Annotated in this window: 19 protein-coding genes; 7 read left to right on the top strand and 12 right to left on the bottom strand. The window is 63.1% G+C overall.

Annotation, left to right across the window (positions count from 1 at the left end; genetic code table 11):
- Window positions 1-373: 373 nt before the first annotated feature.
- Window positions 374-2752 carry a penicillin acylase family protein gene (locus IB235_RS19095; RefSeq protein ID WP_192338063.1) on the bottom strand — a complete coding sequence of 793 codons (2379 nt, stop codon included), beginning with the start codon at window positions 2750-2752 and terminating at the stop codon, window positions 374-376.
- 335 nt (window positions 2753-3087) lie between these two features.
- On the opposite strand from IB235_RS19095, the gene IB235_RS19090 reads away from it, so the two are divergent.
- Window positions 3088-3600, top strand: coding sequence for an AmiS/UreI family transporter (locus IB235_RS19090; protein ID WP_155041557.1), 513 nt, complete (start codon window positions 3088-3090; stop codon window positions 3598-3600).
- 30 nt (window positions 3601-3630) lie between these two features.
- On the opposite strand, the gene IB235_RS19085 is transcribed toward IB235_RS19090, so the two are convergent.
- On the bottom strand, window positions 3631-4161 hold the full coding sequence (locus IB235_RS19085) for a dihydrofolate reductase family protein (protein WP_192338062.1): 531 nt from the start codon (window positions 4159-4161) through the stop codon (window positions 3631-3633).
- Between the two features lie 152 nt (window positions 4162-4313).
- The gene (locus IB235_RS19080) at window positions 4314-4649 is read right to left on the bottom strand and encodes a helix-turn-helix domain-containing protein (RefSeq protein WP_225612483.1); all 336 of its coding nucleotides are present in this window, start codon (window positions 4647-4649) and stop codon (window positions 4314-4316) included.
- A gap of 126 nt (window positions 4650-4775) precedes the next feature.
- Here IB235_RS19080 and IB235_RS19075 point away from each other — a divergent pair, with 126 nt between their 5' ends.
- Window positions 4776-5624 (top strand): SDR family oxidoreductase, encoded by an 849-nt coding sequence (locus tag IB235_RS19075; RefSeq protein ID WP_192338060.1) that lies wholly within the window; start codon window positions 4776-4778, stop codon window positions 5622-5624.
- Window positions 5625-5717: 93 nt separating this feature from the next.
- Here the strand turns inward: IB235_RS19075 and IB235_RS19070 are convergent, their stop codons facing one another.
- The 3 genes from IB235_RS19070 to IB235_RS19060 form a co-directional block, all read right to left on the bottom strand.
- Window positions 5718-6833 carry a zinc-binding dehydrogenase gene (locus IB235_RS19070; protein WP_192338059.1) on the bottom strand — a complete coding sequence of 372 codons (1116 nt, stop codon included), beginning with the start codon at window positions 6831-6833 and terminating at the stop codon, window positions 5718-5720.
- 254 nt (window positions 6834-7087) lie between these two features.
- Window positions 7088-7765, bottom strand: coding sequence for an alpha/beta fold hydrolase (locus IB235_RS19065; RefSeq protein ID WP_192338058.1), 678 nt, complete (start codon window positions 7763-7765; stop codon window positions 7088-7090).
- Between the two features lie 4 nt (window positions 7766-7769).
- A complete protein-coding gene (locus tag IB235_RS19060) occupies window positions 7770-8321 on the bottom strand; it encodes an Lrp/AsnC family transcriptional regulator (protein WP_192338057.1) in 552 nt (183 codons plus the stop codon).
- Window positions 8322-8362: 41 nt separating this feature from the next.
- Between IB235_RS19060 and IB235_RS19055 the strand changes: the two genes are divergently transcribed.
- Genes IB235_RS19055 through IB235_RS19045 form a run of 3 tightly spaced genes read left to right on the top strand, consistent with a single transcriptional unit; the run spans window position 8363 to window position 9776 of the window.
- Window positions 8363-9073: an AzlC family ABC transporter permease gene (locus tag IB235_RS19055; protein WP_192338056.1), complete on the top strand. Its 711-nt coding sequence runs from the start codon at window positions 8363-8365 to the stop codon at window positions 9071-9073.
- On the top strand, window positions 9070-9366 hold the full coding sequence (locus IB235_RS19050) for an AzlD family protein (RefSeq protein ID WP_192338055.1): 297 nt from the start codon (window positions 9070-9072) through the stop codon (window positions 9364-9366). Before IB235_RS19055 ends, IB235_RS19050 begins: the two co-directional genes overlap by 4 nt.
- Window positions 9367-9389: 23 nt before the next feature.
- Window positions 9390-9776 (top strand): PhzF family phenazine biosynthesis protein, encoded by a 387-nt coding sequence (locus IB235_RS19045; protein ID WP_192338065.1) that lies wholly within the window; start codon window positions 9390-9392, stop codon window positions 9774-9776.
- Window positions 9777-9785: 9 nt separating this feature from the next.
- Here IB235_RS19045 and IB235_RS19040 read toward each other — a convergent pair whose 3' ends face one another.
- The 4 genes from IB235_RS19040 to IB235_RS19025 form a co-directional block, all read right to left on the bottom strand.
- On the bottom strand, window positions 9786-10925 hold the full coding sequence (locus tag IB235_RS19040; RefSeq protein ID WP_192338054.1) for an aldo/keto reductase: 1140 nt from the start codon (window positions 10923-10925) through the stop codon (window positions 9786-9788).
- Window positions 10915-11634 carry a DUF4405 domain-containing protein gene (locus IB235_RS19035; RefSeq protein ID WP_192338053.1) on the bottom strand — a complete coding sequence of 240 codons (720 nt, stop codon included), beginning with the start codon at window positions 11632-11634 and terminating at the stop codon, window positions 10915-10917. The genes IB235_RS19040 and IB235_RS19035 overlap by 11 nt, the downstream gene beginning before the upstream one ends.
- On the bottom strand, window positions 11631-12071 hold the full coding sequence (locus IB235_RS19030; RefSeq protein ID WP_192338052.1) for a cytochrome P460 family protein: 441 nt from the start codon (window positions 12069-12071) through the stop codon (window positions 11631-11633). The genes IB235_RS19035 and IB235_RS19030 overlap by 4 nt, the downstream gene beginning before the upstream one ends.
- 134 nt (window positions 12072-12205) lie before the next feature.
- Entirely contained in the window at window positions 12206-13099 is an 894-nt protein-coding gene (locus IB235_RS19025) for a LysR family transcriptional regulator (protein WP_192338051.1), read from the bottom strand.
- 174 nt (window positions 13100-13273) lie between these two features.
- Between IB235_RS19025 and IB235_RS19020 the strand changes: the two genes are divergently transcribed.
- Window positions 13274-14263 (top strand): aldo/keto reductase, encoded by a 990-nt coding sequence (locus tag IB235_RS19020; protein WP_192338050.1) that lies wholly within the window; start codon window positions 13274-13276, stop codon window positions 14261-14263.
- A 337-nt stretch (window positions 14264-14600) separates the two neighbouring features.
- Here IB235_RS19020 and IB235_RS19015 read toward each other — a convergent pair whose 3' ends face one another.
- Together IB235_RS19015 and IB235_RS19010 are read right to left on the bottom strand one after the other, a co-directional pair.
- A complete protein-coding gene (locus IB235_RS19015; RefSeq protein ID WP_192338049.1) occupies window positions 14601-15914 on the bottom strand; it encodes a tetratricopeptide repeat protein in 1314 nt (437 codons plus the stop codon).
- Between the two features lie 29 nt (window positions 15915-15943).
- On the bottom strand, window positions 15944-16075 hold the full coding sequence (locus IB235_RS19010) for a DUF1127 domain-containing protein (RefSeq protein ID WP_192338048.1): 132 nt from the start codon (window positions 16073-16075) through the stop codon (window positions 15944-15946).
- 191 nt (window positions 16076-16266) lie between these two features.
- On the opposite strand from IB235_RS19010, the gene IB235_RS19005 reads away from it, so the two are divergent.
- Window positions 16267-18216: a BTAD domain-containing putative transcriptional regulator gene (locus IB235_RS19005; protein ID WP_192338047.1), complete on the top strand. Its 1950-nt coding sequence runs from the start codon at window positions 16267-16269 to the stop codon at window positions 18214-18216.
- The last annotated feature ends 3 nt before the right edge of the window (window positions 18217-18219 follow it).

The following is an 18219-nucleotide window of genomic DNA, read 5'->3' as shown; positions in this document are numbered from 1 at the left end:
TTGCCATATCGGTCTTTCGATATTTGCTGCGCCTCCAAGCCAGCCTTGCCCCTGACCGCACGTGAATAATCGCGCCTGCGCGATTCCCTGGGACCACCGGGACCGGATCTGTTACCGCGCTGATGATTGCATCATAGCGCCAATAACTGAAAATTCATCCCCACTTTTGGCGGATAATTTCCTCATCCCTGCGATGGCAGCGGGCGGATGATCGCGAGGTGGAAAACTCGGCCGTCAGCCAAGACCTGTCCGCCACTATCACCACATCCGCCGGCATGGCCCTCGGTCGACATGATCGCGGATCACCGGCTCCGAGAACGCCGCCTTCTGGCGACATGTGTAGGGCCGCCCCGTCAGGGCGGCCCGCTTATCTTCAGCGTGCGATGCTGATCGTTTCGCGTGAGACGGCGGCTGCCTCGACGTCATCACGGGTCAGCGCCTGCACCCGGCAATCGAAGTCCTGATACAGCTGCAACTGGTCCCGATAATGCGGCGAAGCCTTGCCATCCGGGTCGATGAAGCCACTCTGGCCTGGTGGAGTGACCGCGCAGAACTCGACCTGCCCGTGACGGAACGTGACCCGGTTATTCTCGGTGCCGCGGTTCATTGCCGTCCCGACGGACAGCGTTTCGGTTTCGCCCGCCTGCGGAATACCCAGATAGTTCTGCGTCTCGAATACATGCTGCTTAATCTCGATCCGCCAATCTACGGGGGTCTTGCTGCCGAACTGCTTGGTCAACTTCTCGGCGGCCTTATCCAGCGCAGCGAGGATAATTTCGTTCCGCCCCGCCGCATCGACGCCGTTGAAGAAATCATGGGTCTGCGGGACGCCGGACTTCTCGGCCAGAAGCGCGTTGTTCAGAAGCTGAGCCGGACGCGAGATGCGATTGTACTGAATCGCCGCAGGGATGGCGGCACCGTCATCGATCAGCACGTCCTGAACCATGATATCCAGCCATGTCTGGAACAGTCCGACTGCCGGGGATGTTGCGCGGCCATCGTCGGCACGGATCTGCTGTCCGTCCCAGTTCCGCAATATCTCGACCAGTTCGGCACGCGGGCTTTTCGGGTCGAGGTTTTCCGCAGCGGCAAGGATCACCGGCACGAAATAGCGGGCATTGATATCAAGAAAACTGATTTCGCGATTGATGTTCCAGACCTCTTCCGGGGTCAGCTTTTCCTTGGCATCCAGCCGCGAAAAGATCTCGACGGCGCGATCCGCCGAACCCCAAGGCGTCCCCTCGAAATCAGAACTGTCACCCTTGCCCGAGCGGTTGTTCCAATTCGCGATCCAGCCTTGCTCCGGATTATAGACCTTGGGGGCCTCGGCAAAGGGACGGATGCCCAGCCAATCGTCCTTGCCCGGTTGCGCCGGCAGCCGCGTGTCATGGCCCTTGGCGCGCAGGGGCACATCGCCGGGCGAGACATAGCCGATATTGCCGTCGCGGTCGGCATAGTACCAGTTGATCGTTGTCGCGACCTTTTCAGCCTGCGCCAGCCATTCGGCATAGCTTTGTGCCTTGGTCGAGTTGACCCAAGCCATCAATGTCGAGATTTCCTTGCCATCCCACGACCGCTTGAACGCATAGGCCGTTCCGTCCTTGGCATCGATCTGACCAACCGTGCCGTAGCTGCTTTCCCAAACCATCGTCGTGACATCCGGCTGCCCCTTGACGCGGAACGTTTCGGGACGCGCACGCATTTCGGCCCAGCCGTCCCCCTTGCGGTATTGCTGCGGGTTCTCGGGGTTCAGTTCCAGACGGTAGTAGTCGTTTACATCGCGCGGCCCGGCGGTCGCGCCCCAGGCAATGGCGCCATTCGTCCCGAACAGGACATTGGGAACGGCAAAGGGGGTATTGCCGGTCAGATCGAATCCTGCGCCATGCAACCCGATGCTGAAGACATAGGCCGGGTTGAAATTCCCGAATTGCGGGCCATTGATCAGGATCGTGCTGCCATCCGTGGTCTTTTCCGGACCTGCAATCCAGAGATTGCTGGCACGAGGGCGTTCATCATCGCCGGGCAGCTTGCCCGCATCCAGAAGGCCAGCAAACCGACCGGGACGGGGCAGATCGACAGCAGCCTTCTGCTGATATTGTTCACCGTCAGGTACGGTCGTGGGGGCCAAGGGATCTTCATTCCAGAAGATCTGGTCGAAAATCTTGATCGCTTGATCAGGACCCAGCTGCGCTTCAAGCGCGGCCAGCGTCTTGGCATTGCCAAGTTCCGAGCTGTAGCCCGAGAAGCGCCCGGCCATGGTTCCGACATAGATCATTGCCACGTCGAATTCCGTCCAAGGTGCCGGATCAAAGCCGAATTCCTTGAACTGCTTGGGCATCAGGGCGTCGGGCTTGGTCAATACCTGCTCAAGCCAGCGGTTATAGCCCGCTGCGTAGCCACGCAGGATGTCGCGTTCGTCCGGGCTGAGCGCCTCGATCTGGCGGCGGATCGAGGCGTGATCGAACATCGCGCGTGTTTCGATGTCGAAGGGCAGTTGCTCGGCGCCCAAGACCTCGGAGACCTGACCCAAGACCGAGCGGCGCGCCATTTCCATCTGAAACAGACGATCCTGGGCCACGCTGTAGCCGAAGCCAGCGTAAAGGCCGAAAACGTCATCCGCATAGACATGCGGTACGCCCCAATTGTCGCGAATAATCTCGACCGAACTGTCGGCCAGAGCAGGGAATGCAAATAGCACAGGCAAGCTGGCCGAGCGCAGCATGCGCCCAAGCCGAGTCAAAGACCGGACCATATTTTCCTCCTGGAATCGGCGCCTCCCGCGCCGCAGACAAGGCGTATCGTCAACCGATCGGTCGGTCAATTAATTATTGCGCAGATTTTCCGCATCCGTTGAACCGCGCCTGACAGCACTGTTTGAGCCCGACTGAACTAGGATCAGGCGCTGGCACTTGTCACGCGCGGGCCTTTGCAGGTGTCGTCCAAAGCCATGGACGTGGTCCACGTCACAGATGTTCGTGGTCGATTCCCCTGATTTTCGGAATGCTGTTTGTTGGAACCGCGCGATAGTCGCGGCGTCCCGCTGCGGATACTCCCACCTGACCGTGCAGGCGGAGGGCACAGGGATTCATGCTGACCGGTTTCGTTCTATTTTATGTCGGGGCCGTTCTGGTCATCAATGGCCTTTGGTTGCTGGGCAAGATCGACGGGCGCGAGATCGTCATCATCAATCTGGTGACGGCATCGGTCTCGGGCGCGGTGGTCCTGCATGACGCGTTCGGCGACGAAGCGAACGCTGCGTCGATCCGCAATGCTGGTTTGTCGCTGTTGTTCTGTACGACCTACCTTTGGGTCGCGTGGAATAGGCTATCCGGTGCGGATGGTCGGGGATTGGGTTGGTTCAGCCTGTTCGTCGCCATAACGGCAGTGCCGGTTGCGGCCCGCGGCTTTCTGGCTGCCAGCACAGGGGCCGAATTCTGGATGGCGGCGAATTGGCTGGCCTGGGCGCTGCTGTGGTTCCTGTATTTCACGCTTCTGACCTTGCGCTTGCCGATATCCCGTCCGGTCGGCTGCATTACCGTCCTTGTCGGGGTGCTTACCGGCTGGATGCCGGGATACCTGCTGATGGAAGGTGCGCTGTAGAGGGACGCTCGTGCGCGCTTCGCAGCGTCATCAGGCGGGAATATAGGTCAGTCGGATCACCTGATCGGTGATCAAATCGCTGGCCACAAGGCGAAGCGGTGGCCGGGCAGCAGAAAAGAACGGCTTACCGCCCCCCAGCACGACGGGATGAAGATAAAGGCGATATTCATCCACAAGCCCCAGATCAGTCAGGCTTTGCGCCAGCTCTGGTCCACCGACCTGGATCTCGCCAGTCAGTTCAGCCTTCAGCCCGCGTATCGCCGCCTCAAGATCATCCGCGACAAGCGTGGCGTTGGGACCGACCGATTTCAACGAGCGTGACACGACCCATTTGGGCTGGCTGCGCCATGCCGCCGCGAAATCGCGCAGATTCGGGGTCCATTCGGGATGATCCTCGTCCCAATAGCGCATCACTTCATACATGCGGCGACCGTACAGGCTGCCGGTCAGGCCGCGCACGAACTCGACCCAGTGACGGAAAAGAACGGCATCCGGCGCAAAAGGCTCGTGGTCGACATAGCCGTCCAATGACTGGTTCAACGCGACGACGAGTTTCGCCATGCTGCATGCTCCATCCCAAGGGCTTCAGAATAGCCTGAAGCGCCACTGCGAGCTACGGGGTATCGCTGGGCTGATATGGTCGGTCGGCAGACGAATGATCGCACTCGCCATGACTGCACGAGCGGATCGAGGCGTGGGCGATCTTTTAATGCCTACTCGCCCGAACCCTGCCAGTTCTCGGCAATGCGTGGCAGGTTCGTTTCGATCCAATCCGCCAGAAGCCTGACACGTTCTGCCGCCTCGACGCCGAGGGGCGTCAGCCGGTATTCGACATGCGGAGGCACCACGTCATAAGCCGTCCGCAGGACCAGGCCGTCTGCCTCCAGCCATTGCAGGGTCTGGGCCAGCATCCTTTCGCTGACGCCGCCGATCGCCCGCCGCAACTGGCTGAAGCGATAGCTGTCGCCTTCCAGCGCAATCAGCACCAGAACGCCCCACCGGCTGGTCATGTGCTTGAGCACCTCGCGCGAGGGGCAGGCCGCCGACATCAGATCGCCACGGCGGAATTTTTCGGACAGGGTCACGGCGATCTCCATACTTACAGAAACGTGCGTACTTACGATTGGTAAGCAGCCTGTCTACATGCGAGTCATCGAAATCGAAAGGACAAACAGATGACCATCGCAGTCACAGGATCGACCGGCCAGCTTGGCCGCCTCGTCATCGCCGCGCTGAAACAAAAGCTTGCGCCGTCGAACATCGTGGCGCTGGCCCGCAGCGCGGCGAAGGCCGCCGATCTGGGCGTGACCGTCCGCGAGGCGGATTACGGTTCGGTCGCGACCATCGAGACGGCGCTGCAAGGGGTCGATACGCTACTGCTCATCTCGTCGAGCGAGCTTGGCCAGCGCGCGGAACAGCATCGCAACGTCATCCGGGCCGCGCAGGCGGCGGGCGTATCGCGCATCGTCTATACCAGCCTGCTGCGTGCCGATACGTCGACGCTCAGCCTTGCCCCCGAACATGTCGAGACCGAGGTCGCGCTGAAACAGTCGGGTCTGTCCCACACCATCCTGCGCAATGGCTGGTATACTGAGAATTACACCGGTTCGATCCCCGCAGCGCTGGCCAATGGCGCCTTTATCGGCAGCGCCGGCAACGGGCGCATCTCATCGGCGGCGCGGGCGGATTATGCGCAAGCGGCGGTCGAGGTCGTGACCGGCGAAGGTCATGACGGGAAGGTCTATGAATTGTCGGGGGATGAAAGCTACACCCTTGCCGATCTGGCCGCCGAAATCTCGCGCCAGACCGGCAAGGACATCCCCTATACCGATCTGCCCGAGGCGGATTATGCGGCGATCCTGGCCAAGGTCGGCCTGCCCGAGGGGATCGCGCAAGCTATCGCCAGTTGGGATGTCGCGGCCTCGCAAGGCGCGCTTTATGACGAAGGCCGGACACTCTCGGCGCTGATCGGTCGTCCGACGACCCCGCTCGGCGACGTGGTTGCACAGGCGCTTACGGCGTGACCCAAGACCAATCCCCATCGGAGCCAGCGGGCTTCGATGGGGGTAATATGCAGCCGTGGACGCAGGTGGGTGTCAGGGCAGCCGAGCCCGCGTTCACGGAACGATCAGATATTTAGCACCGGTGGATTTGCGCTGATAAGCCGCTGCGATCTCGGGCTTCAAGGCGTCGGCCAGACTGATCGTCGCGGTGTAATGACTTGCGAATGTCGTGGTCATCTCGCTTGTCACACGTTCGCGCATGTTCTGAGTGACCGCCGGATCTGTGCGCTGCAGGAAGTGGAACAGCAGCCAGCCGCCAATGCCCCAGCTAAATCCGAAACCCCGCCTCAGCGTCGTCGGACCGGTATCAAGCGCGCCATAGATATAGACCTGCTTCTTAGCTGCGGAGCCGTAGCGGTCATAGGCGGTCATTTTCCGGACAGCGACCGCCTCCATCGCGTTCAGGATGGTGCTGGTCATTTCGCCGCCGCCGATCGCGTCGAATGCCAATGTCGCCCCGGTCTCGGCGATGGCTTCTTCCAGTTTTTCGCGGAAATCCTCGGCGCTGCTGTCGATGACATGGGTGGCACCGATACCCCGCAGCAAGTCGGCCTGCTGAGGGCTGCGGACGATATTGACCAGCTCGATCCCATCATCCTTGCAGATCCGGACCAGCATTTGCCCAAGATTCGAGGCGGCGGGCACATGAATGATCGCCTTGTGCCCCTCGGCACGCATCGTCTCAACAAATCCAAGCGCGGTCAGAGGGTTGACGAAAAGCGAGGCCCCCTCGGCCGCGCTGGCTCCATCCGGCAGCACGATGCAGGCCTCGGGCGAGATCAGGCGCAACTCGGCATACATGGCCCCGCCGATCATGGCGACGCGCTTGCCGATCAGGTGCTGAAGATCCGGACCCGCTGCGATCACCGTGCCCGACCCTTCGTTTCCGACCGGCATGGATTGCCCCAGCCGCGCCTGCACCATTGCAAGACCCTGCGGCGACACCGTGGCAGACAGGACCGGGTCATCAGCGGTCCCCTCGGCCTTGAGCGAGGCGATATCAGCCGGGCCGAACAGAAGGCCCAGATCCGAGGGATTGATTGGCGCTGCTTCGACCTGAACCAGCAACTGACCCGCGGCAGGTTCGGGCACGGATACGCGTTCAAGATTGATCCGCAGCACGCCTTCGGGCGTGATCGTCGATCTGAGTTCAAGACTGGTTCGTGACATGATGTCCTCGCTGATTTGGGATCCGCGCCCCGTGTCTACCTTGCATGGGACGAGTTCGTTACGGTTTTGTCAAAGCGTTCGGTCAATCGTCCGACAGGGTCGATCTTCGTGCCCGAGGTTGCTGCTGAAGGTCGCAGGCCTTGCAGCGAAGATAGTCGGCCACACGGCGATCACAGGTGACAATGGCCGGAACTGGTCGACTGCTCCGGCTCGCATGTCGAGCACAAGGCCAAGTCCGCTACGGACGAACCGCGTCAGTCGCTGAGGAACCTTGCCAACCTGTCGCTCAAATCCTGCGGCGCCTCCATGGGGATCATATGGCCAGCCTCCAGCATCTCGATTTGAGATCCCGCAACGCCCCGATGCAATTCTTCGGCTTCGTCAAGTGAACGCAGACGGTCCTCGCGGCCTGCGACGATCAGCGTGGGGCACCTGATTTCCGCAAGGCGCGCTGCATCACCCTGTCTTTGGAACAAAGCCTGCCGCCGGAACGTCTCGCCGCCCAACCGCACGCTCATCTTATGTATCCGATCGATGAGGTCGGCGTCCTGCTCGCGGTCGGGATGCACCGATTGGCGTATCGACGCACGGCTCAGGCCGCGGAACAGCGCTGGGTCCGCTCCTGCTACAGCCGCCTTGCGTCGCTGCTGCACCTGATCGTCCCCGCGGGCGGAGGTGGCGATCAGCACCAGATGCGTTACGCGGTCCGGCGCGAGGTAAACCATCTCGCGCGCGACATATCCCCCCATCGAAAACCCGATCAGCGCAAAGCGGGCCGGGGCCATGCCAAGCGTGTTCCGAGCCATATCCGCGATCGACGCTCCCTGTGTCGGGTCGGAATGGATCAGCGGGCCAAACCCGGCAAGCGCGGGCTCCACATCGTGCCAAAGATCACGATCCAGCATGAAGCCTGGGATAAGGACGACCGCCATCGCGTTATACCGGCATCGCAAAGGACCGCTTCACCATCTGGCTCGGCACGTCGGTCTTGACGTTCTGCACGCCCTTGATACGGCTCAGATGTTCCGACTGGAACCGGCGATAATCCTCGATGTCGGCGGCGACGACACGGACCATGATGTCGCAATCCCCAAGCATCAGATAGCACTCGACCACCTCTGGAAAGCGAACGACCTCGCGCACGAAATGCTCGATCGTGTCCTCATCTTGACTGGTCAGCCAGATGCGACAGAACAGCACCTGTTTCCTGCCGATCTTCGCCGGGTCGACCACAGCAACATAGTGTGTGATCACACCTGACTCCTCGAGCATCTTCACCCGCCGAAGGCAGGGTGAGGGCGACAGCCCAACCTCTTGCGCCAGTTCGACATTCTGCATCCGGCCATTGCGCTGAAGCGCACGAAGAATGCGCCGATCCGTCTCATCCAGATCATAGGTTTCCGATTTCACGATATGGCCTGATTTTAGCACCTGATGCCAAATACTCTTCGATAACCACCATCTTCGCAACCCGATTGCGCAGCACATTGACTATGTTCCGCCAACACATATTGCGGACGACTACCATCATGACATTCATTACCGAACAGGCCAGCTCGGCCCAAAACTCCGAGATACAGCGGGGCATTCGCGCGGTGACGCCGATCCTGTTCGGCCTTGTCCCCGTGGCTTTGGCCTTTGGTGCCCTCGCCTCGCAGAAAGGCCTGACCGCATCCGAAGTGTCATTGATGACCGGCCTGAACTTTGCCGGAGGCTCCGAATTCGCGGCCATCGGTTTGTGGCAGGCCGTGCCGCCGCTTTTGCTGATCGTGGCCATTACCTTCCTTGTGAACAGCCGGCATCTGCTGATGGGGGCGGCGCTGACGCCGCATCTGGCCGGGCTTCCCCGCTGGAAGGCCTATGCCGTGCTGGTGCTGATGTGCGATGAAAGCTGGGCTTTGGGCCTTGCGGATGCGCGCAAGCATCGGTTCTTCAGCCTGCCGTTCTATTTCGGTCAGGCCGTGACCCTGTATCTTGGCTGGATGGCATTCTCGACGCTGGGCGCGCTGGCGGGCCCGCTTCTGGGCGATATCGAGCAATATGGCGCGGACCTCGCCTTCCCGGCGGTGTTTCTGGTCCTGTTGCGTGGCATGTGGCCGGGCGTGGTGAAGGCATTGCCATGGCTTGCCAGTCTGGCCGTCGCGATCGCGGCCTATCTGGCCCTTCCCGGCGCGTGGTATGTGCCGCTGGGGGCGCTGACCGGGCTGGGCCTGTCGTGGTTGATGGCGGGCCGGACATGATCGATCCGTGGACGCTCATCATCATCATCGGCATGGCGACCGTGACGGTCACGACGCGGATCGGAGGCTATGCCCTTCTGCGCGGCCGCACCCTGTCGCCGCGCCTTCTGGCCACGATGGAGGCGGCGCCGGGCTGTGTCCTGATCGCCGTGATCGCCCCGCATTTCGCCACGGGGCGGCCCGCAGATATGCTGGCGCTGATCATCACTGTCATCGCCGCGCTGCGCCTGCCCATGCTGCCGACCGTGATGATTGGCATGGCATCCGCCGCGATGCTGCGGCAGGTTCTTTGAACCCACACTAGGCCGACTATCGCCTGCACATCTTCACGTCCCGCAGTGAATTGCCCTTCGCAGGCCATCCGACCTTGGGAAGCGCCTTCGCGCTGCTCAAGGCGGGCATGGTCACGCCGACGAATGGCCGCATCGTGCAGGAATGCGAGGGCGGCCCGGCCGAAATCGAGGTCCGGTCTTTCGCCCCGTCTTGCGGCGTGAACGAAGATCCGTTCTGCGGCAGCGGAAACGGTGCCGTCGCGGCATACAGGCTGCGAGGCGGCGATATCGGCCACGGACATGCCTATGCCGCAACGCAAGGGGCCCGGGTCGGACGCAACGGTCTTATTCAGGTCCGCGTGCCGGAAGGCGGTCTGATCACGATCGGCGGGGCCTGCGCCATCACCGTGAGCGGAGCGCTAAGGGCATAGCCACGCAGGTCAGCCGCGCTCGGGTGCTTCGACATCCGAGAAGACCTGAACGGCATCGGGCAATCGCGCGCCCCGAACCTCGATTGTGCGCAAAGCAGTGTCAAGTTCCGACAGTTCCGCAGCCGTGAAACTGATATCGGCGGCCCCGACATTCTGCACCATATGCGCCATCTGCGTCGTGCCCGGGATCGGCACGATCCATGGCTTTTGCGCCAGAAGCCAAGCAAGGGCGATCTGACCGGGGGCGGCATTCTTGCGTGCGGCCCATGTGACCAGAAGCTCCACCAAAGCAAGGTTATGCGGCAGGTTCTCGGGGGTGAAGCGCCCCTCGATGCCACGGATATCGCCTTGGGCGAAACTGGTCGCCGCGTCGATTGCCCCGGCAAGGAAGCCGACGCCCAGCGGGCTCCATGGGACGAAGCCGATGCCCAGTTCCTCGCATGTGGCAAGCACTGCGGCTTCGGGTCCCCGCCACAGCATCGAATATTCGCTTTGCACGGCGCTGACGGGCAGTTCGGCATGGGCGCGGCGCAGGGTGTTCAGACCCATCTCGCATAGGCCCCAATGCAGCACCTTGCCTTGGGCGATCAGGTCCTTGACCGCGCCCGCGACATCCTCGATCGGAACCTCGGGATCGACGCGGTGCTGATACAGCAGATCGATCCGGTCGGTCTGAAGCCGCGAGAGCATACCTTCGACCACAAGCTTGATATGCTCGGGCTTGCTGTTCAGCCCCGGCAGCCGGGCGCCGGTCTGCTGGTCGATATTCCAGCCGAATTTCGTCGCGATCACAATGTCATCGCGGAAACCGGCGATCCCTTCGCCCAGAATGCGTTCGACCTCATGCGGGCCGTAGGCTTCGGCCGCGTCAAAGAAGGTCACGCCCCGGTCATGGGCCGAGCGGATGATATTGTGCATCTCGGGGCGATAGGGGATCGTGCGCTGATAGGTCCGGCTCATGTTCTGCACGCCAAGGCCGATGCAGGAAACTTCGAGCGCGCCCAGATGGCGGCGTCTGGGGGACGCCGCGGGCTTTGCCTCCGTTCCAGTCTGTGCCTGCGCGGCGCGGGTCAGGGGAATGGCCGCAAGCGCGCCCGCCACCATCATCAGGCTGCGGCGCTTGATATTCGGCAGGGTATCATCGGTCATGAACGGTCTCCTTTGGGATGGGAAAGCGGGAACGGTGCCGCGCCAGAAGCCTGACCGCCGTATGCGCCAGCACCGCGTAAAGCGTTGTGATCGCAAGCCAATGGCCGAAATAGGGCAGCGTGGATTCGCTAAAATCCCACATGGTCAGGCTGTAGTCGAAGCCCAGTCTTGTGCCCAAACCCATTACGAAGGAGCTGTTCAGGCCCAGACCGGCCACCAGAATGGCAAATCCCCAACCTGCACCGGCGATGACGCGGGTTTGCAGGAATGGCAGCCGGGTCCGCGCCATCGCCAAGACGATGTGCCAATGCAGACCTATATGCAGCCCGACAATCACCACAAGCCAATAGGCGGCGAGCCAGTGGATTTCGCGCAAGGTAAAGATGCCGGGCAGCTTCAGGATGCCACGCAGCGTTTCCGAAATCATGACGCTGGTGGCCAGCAGGATCAGCATGGTGATGGCAATGAGCAGGTTCAGGCCCAACCGGACCAGCCGCGCCGCGTCATAACGCCCGCGCCCGATCATGCCAAACCAGCGCCGGTTCAGGATCACATGGCGTCCGACCAGAAGCAGAAACGCGGTGCCGGTCACCTCATGGGCAAGATTGCCAAGCCACCAATAGCCCATGCAGACCAGTAGCAGCGCAAGCGCAACCGCGTCCGGCAGAAGCCGGGTCAGTAGCGGGTTGCGGCGGGTGGGCCTGCTCATTCGAACCGCCGCAGATCGTTATAGGTGAAAAGATACTCGCGATCCGCGCGCGACTGGTGGCAGGACTGGCAGCGGGATGTGGTCTCATCCATGTTGATCGAGCGGTCTGGCCAGAACCACTGGAACTGCCAATCGGCGGTACGGCCTTCGGGATCATCCGCGCCCCAGCCCTCGCCGTTCTGCATCACGAAATAGCGGTAAACCTGACCGTCGCGGTGATCGACCAGAACGACATGGGTGCCGAAGGGGATCGGCTCACCGCGCTTCACCGCCTCGATTGCCGCGCGGCTGGTCAGCATATGCTCGGTCACATCGCCGCGGGTGACGGTGGTGTAATGCTCTAGCTGCTCCAGCGGAGGAAAGGTCACGCGGTTCGGCTCGGCCTGCAAGGGCAGCGTCAGGACCGCGTAGGCGGCGAAGATTGCGGGTTTTCGCATGGCGGCGGGGATCTCTCTGATGGTTCAGAAAGAAAGAAGCACGCGCGCGGCCACGGAATTAGCCCATGTCATCCGCAAAGGCCTATTAGCCAGACCGATTAATCACGACGGGTTGATAAGCCTTGGCGGAGAATTCAAAGCCGATGGCGCAGGGTCTGGATGACAAGGGCGAAGGCTGCCGAATTCTGCCGCCGGCTGGGATAGTAAAGGTGATATCCCGGAAAATCCGCGCACCAATCGCCAAGAACAGAAACCAGCGCGCCGCTGGCAATATCCGCGCGCACGAAGGGTTCAGGCAGGTAGGCAAGGCCCTGCCCATCCAGCGCCGCATTCCGGCGCAGGGCCAGGCTGTTCACGGTCAGCGGCCCCTCGACCCGAACCCGCAACTCGCGGCCATCCTTTTCGAATTCCCAGGCAAAGATCTCGTTCAACGTTGGAAGGCGCATGTTGATGCAGCGATGACCGATCAGGTCCTGCGGCACCAAGGGGGGCGGGTTTGCGGCCAGATAGCCGGGGGAAGCCACCACCGCCATGCGCATATCCGGGCCGATCCTGACGGCGATCATGTCCTTTGCGACCCGCTCGCCCAGACGGACCCCGGCGTCAAAGCGTTCGGCCACGATATCGGTCATGCCGTAATCGACCGAGATTTCGACATGGATATCCGGGTATTCGGCCAGCAGCGGCACCAGAGCGGGCTGCAGGATCGAGATTGCCGCATGTTCGCCCGCGCTGATGCGGATCACGCCAGCCGGACGGTCGCGAAAATCGCCCAGACTGTCCAGCGCGGTCTTAATTTCGGTGAATTGCGGGCCGATGCGATCAAGCAGCCGCTGTCCGGCTTCGGTCGGGGAGACGCTGCGGGTCGAGCGCGACAAAAGCCGCACCCCAAGCCCTTCCTCCAACTGGCGCACGGTCTGGCTCAGGGCGGATTGCGACATGCCAAGCTGGGCCGCCGCACGGGTGAAACTGCCAGCCATGGCCACGGCGACGAAGGCGTGAAGGTCGTTGAAACTGCGGCGCGGCATTATGATGATCTTCTTATAAACCCATCCCGTTTATCCACTCTAATCGATGGATATCACCGGGGCTAGATAACACCGGACAATGCGAGGGCGTGGATTTCACCTGCGACCCATGTCGAGAAGGGCCTTCAAACCCGACCCGCGCTTCGCGTCAATCTGTGATCAAGGAAGCCAATGATGCAGTACAGAAAACTCGGCAATCTGGCAGTTTCAGCCTTTGGCCTTGGCTGCATGGGGATGACGGGGGTCTACGGGTCTGGCAACAGCAGAACGGATATGATCGGCCTTGTTCGCGATGCACATGACCGCGGCGTGACCTTTTTCGACACCGCCGAGGCCTATGGTCCCTTCGCGAATGAAACGCTGCTTGGTGAGGCATTGCAGCCGATCCGCGATCAGGTGGTCATCGCGACCAAGTTCGGCTTCGATATCGACCAGCAGACCGGCGCGCGCAGCGGCGGCACCAATAGCCGCCCCGAGCATATCAAAGCCGTGGCCGAGGCGGCGTTGAAGCGTCTTCGAACCGACCGGATCGACCTGTTCTACCAGCACCGCGTCGATCCCGCCGTGCCGATCGAGGATGTCGCGGGCGCCGTCGGTGATCTGATCGCCGAGGGCAAGGTCAAGCATTTTGGCCTGTCCCAAGCAGGGGGGCAGACCATCCGCCGCGCCCATGCCGTCCAGCCGGTGACAGCGGTTCAAAGCGAATATTCGCTGTTCTGGCGTGGCCCCGAAATCGAGCTGCTTGCGGTGCTGGAAGAACTCGGCATCGGCTTTGTCCCGTTCAGCCCGCTGGGCGCGGGTTTTCTGACCGGCAAGATCGACGAGACCACAGCATTCGAGCAGGAGGATTTCCGCAACTTCGTGCCCCGCTTCTCGCCCGAGGCCCGCAAGGCCAATCTGGCACTGGTCGAGGTGATCCGACGCGTCGCGACCCGCAAGGCTGCGACCCCGGCCCAGATCGCCCTTGGCTGGCTTCTTGCCCAGAAGCCGTGGATAGCCCCGATCCCCGGCACGACAAAGCTGCACCGGCTGGAAGAGAACCTTGGCGCGGTAGATCTGGACCTGACCAGCGCTGACCTTGCCGAGATCGACGCGGGAGCATCGAAAATCGAGGTGAAGGGCGAACGCTTGCCCGAGGCAGTGCTGAAGATGACGGGCCTTTGAGCATTTTCGCGGCGCGACTTTGTGACCAACCATCACGCCGGGCCAAGGCTGCTTGTCTCGGTGCGTTCTAAGAGGGCCCACTGTCTGCAACTGCCGCAGCGCGCACCCGCCGCGATCCAATCTGGCGCGTGGCGGGTTGTTTCGTGTCCTTCACTCGGTCTTGCTGGCACGCTGTTCGACATCGCCCGGTGAAATCCGCGTGGGATTATCCGCAGGGTATCCGCACCGTTTCGGGCAGGCCGCGCCCTGACAGGCCATGCCATCCATCACGGGGCAGCGGGGGCCGGGCCTTTGGATCGGTCGCTTGGTCAGGAATTGCATCACCCCCCTCCCCCCTTCAGAGCGCTTGCGCCCGGCGCAGGAACAATTGCGTCAGCGGGCTTTCATGGCGCATCGCCGCGCGTTCGGTCGCAAGACCCCGCGCCAAAGCGCCATTGCCGGAACGGATCGCGGCCTCGATCAGGGTCAGGTCCAGCACGTCGCGTTGGGCGTCGCTGCCGCCAAATCGGCGCGACATGCCGCGCACCGCGCGCAGGCGGCGGGCACAATCGGCATAATCGCCGCGGCCAAAGCCCATCAGAGCATGGGCGACGGGCAGGCCGATATCGGCGCTGAAACGGGCATTGTCGCCGGTGCCATGCGCGGCCTCGGCAATGGCGGCCAGTACCTGCCCGGCGGCAGCGTCCCGGCCCGATCCGATCAGCGCCATGATCATATGCACGTCGTTGAGGGCATATAGCCCCGGCTGGCCCGACTGCTGCCAGCGATCCGCGACGCCCTCCCAGCGTGCCGCCACATCGACCCCGCGCAGCGTCAAGCGCCACAGCATGGCCGAGGCGTGGATCAGATCGATCACCGTCACCAGCCCCGAGCCGATGATACGGCTGTCGAGCAGGTCGAACACCGCCTCGAACTGGCCCAGTTCAAGGTGATACAGCGCCAGATGCCACCAGTTATGCACGGCAAAGAAGCTGTCCTTGGCCCATGACCCGCCATCGCCCATCCAAAGGATTCCCTCGGCTGCGCGGTTCTGCATCTCCAGCACATGGGCCACCGCGTGTTGCGACCAGCCATCGCGCGGCTCAAGCTCGACGCCCATGCGGCCAAAGCGCTCGGCATCAGCGAAATGGCCGGTTTCCTCAAGGCCAAAGGCCCGCATCCCCAAAAGCGCATGATAGCCGGGACGGCCCGCATCCCAAGCGGGCATGGCGCGCGCGATACGGTCGCGCAACATGCGGGCATCGCCGCCAAAGAAGTCGATCTGGTGGCCTGCGATCAGCGCCAGCCCGTCATGGGGATCGGCCAAGGTGACATCCTCGAGGATCCGGCCCGCCTGATGCCAGCCGCCCGACAGCAGCGCACCAATGGCCGCGACATGGCCCTTTTCGCGCGTGGTCACGGCACTGGCGGCAGCGGCGCGGTGGCTTGCCTCGGCGATGGCATAACCTGCGGGCTCGGTCCCCAGCAGGTGCAGCCAGGCGCGCATGGCATGGGCCATGGCAAAGCCGGGATCGGCCTCAATGGCGCGGTCGATGGTTGCGACCGGATCGGCGCGGTAGCATTGCAGTTCGGCCAGCGCCTGCTCATAGGCGGCGCGGCCGGTTTCCGTGGCGCCGCTCAGGGCAAGGCCATGCATGTCATGGATGGTCATGGTCATTCTCCGTTGGAAATAGGTTCAGGTCAGCGCGGGCGGATGCGACCGGGGTCGATTCCGATGTCGCGCAGCATGTGGTCGGACAGGGTGGCGATCTCGCAGCGCGTCGGGTGGGGCGCGCGCCACGCCGAAAGCCGGTGGTAAATGCGGGGTTTCATCAGAGCGGTCCTTTCCGTCAGGCTTTTTCCGATGCCCTTGTCGCAGGCCCGCGTGATCCCAGCGGTAAAGCCCGGGGGTGAAAGCGTTAAACCAGCGGTAAATCGTGACCCCGTCGCGCGCCTATGGCATTGGCAAGCGCCCCGCGCCCGCGCCATAATCGCGACCGAGCCATCCATTGCTGGACTGTGCCATGCCCGGCCCCGCCCTTCACGCCAGCCCCGCCGCCACCCTGCAGCTGACCTTGCTGGGCGGCTTTGCCGCGCAAGCAAATGGGCAGGCGCTGGCCTTGCCGACGGCCAAGGCACGCCTGCTTCTGGCCTATCTGGGCGCAAGTCCGGGGCGGCTGCATCCGCGCGGCAGGCTATGCGGGTTGTTCTGGGAGGACCGCGCCGAGGAACAGGCCCGCGGCAGTCTCAGGAACGCCCTGTCCCATATCCGCGCCGCCTTGGGCGAAGCCGCCGTGATCGGCAATCGCGAGGCCGTGGGCCTGCCTGCAGGCGGTGTCGCAAGCGATCTTGCCCGCCTTGAAGCGCTGGCCCAGACTGGCGGCGCCGATCCGTGCGAGGTGCCCGCCCTGACCGGCACCTTCCTTGACGGGATCGAGGCCGAGGGGGTGCTTCTGGGCGACTGGCTGGATTTCGAGCGCAGCCGCTGCCGCAGCCTGTCGCAAACCCTGCTGGAGCGCATGGCGACCGAACTGGCCGCCCGGGGAGACATGCCCATCGCAATCGATCTGGCCAAAAGGCTGGTCGCCCTTGACCCCTTCCGCGAGGCGAGCCAGCGCCAGTTGATCCGTCTGCTTGCGGATTCCGGGGACAGCGCCATGGCGCTGGCACAGTTCCACAATTGTCGCGACCTGCTGCGCCACGAACTGGGCATCGCCCCCTCGGCCCAGACCCGCGCGCTGGCCGAGGAACTGGTGGGCGAGCCGCCCGCACCCCCCGATACGCCGGGCGATGTCCAGCTTTCGGTTGCCGTCCTGCCCTTCAGCGACGCCGATGGCGATGCCGATGGCCGCTTTCTGGCCGAAGGCATCGCCGATGACATCACCACCGAACTGACCCGGCATCGCGACATCCTCGTCATCGCCCGGCAGTCCAGCTTCCAGTTCCACGGTTCCCATCCGGGCGAGGCGGCACAAAGCCTTGGCGCGCGCCATATCCTGACCGGCACGGTGCGCCGCCGGGGCGAGTTGGTCAGCCTGTCGGTCCGCTTGCTGGATGCCGCCACCGGTCGCAACCTGTGGGCCGAGCGGCATGAGCGCCCCTATGCCCAGCTTTTCGCCATGCAGGATGCGGTCGTGGCGCAGATCCTCGCCGGGGTCGATGCCGAGATGCGCCAATCCGAACGCGAGCGCGCGGCGCGGCGTCCCCCCTCGGATCTGGACGCGTGGGAGTTGTTCCATCGCGGCATGTGGCACGCCTATCGTTTCCAGCCCGACGAGGCCGAGCGTGCGCGCAAGATATTCACCCGCGCGGCCTCGCTTGCGCCGGATTTCGCGCTGCCGCTGGCGGGGCTGGCCTATATCGGGCTGGTGGGGATCACGTGGCGGATGGTGCCCGACCCGCAGGCCGTTCTGGCACAGGCAATCGCCCATGGCCGGGCGGCGGTCGAGATCGACCCGACCAGCCCGTTTGCGCAGGTCGTGCTGGGAAGGCTTTTGACCTATGCCGGGAAATTACCTGCGGCCTTCGACCATCTGCGGCTCGCGCGCGCTCTTAACCCCAGCTATGCCTCGACCTATTACGGGCTGGCGACCGCGCATCTTTGGGCAGGCGAGCCGGAAGCGGCCCTTGCCAATGCCCAGCAGGCGCTGCGCTTCAGCCCACGCGATCCGCTGGCCGCGATGTTCCTGACGGTCCAGTCCTTTGCCCATGCCATGCTAGGCCGACCCGACACCGCCGAGGCCCTGGCCCGCCGCGCCATCGACATGCTGCCGCGCGAGATCTGGTCGCGCCTTGCCCTGACCTTTGCGCTGGTCGAGCAAGGCCGGACCGACGCCGCGCGTCAGGTCATCGCAACGGCGGCGCGTGAATTGCCCGGCGTTTCGCTTGAGGGGATACGCCCCCTAAGCGCGGGCGTCACCCCGGAGTTTCGCGACCGGGTCCTTGCCGCATTGACCGCCGCCGGATTGAGCTGACAG

Source organism: Paracoccus sp. PAR01 (assembly GCF_014851995.1).
GTDB lineage: Bacteria > Pseudomonadota > Alphaproteobacteria > Rhodobacterales > Rhodobacteraceae > Paracoccus > Paracoccus litorisediminis.
Note: the sequence above shows the minus strand (reverse complement) of the source record. Positions and strands in the feature narration are given on the sequence as shown.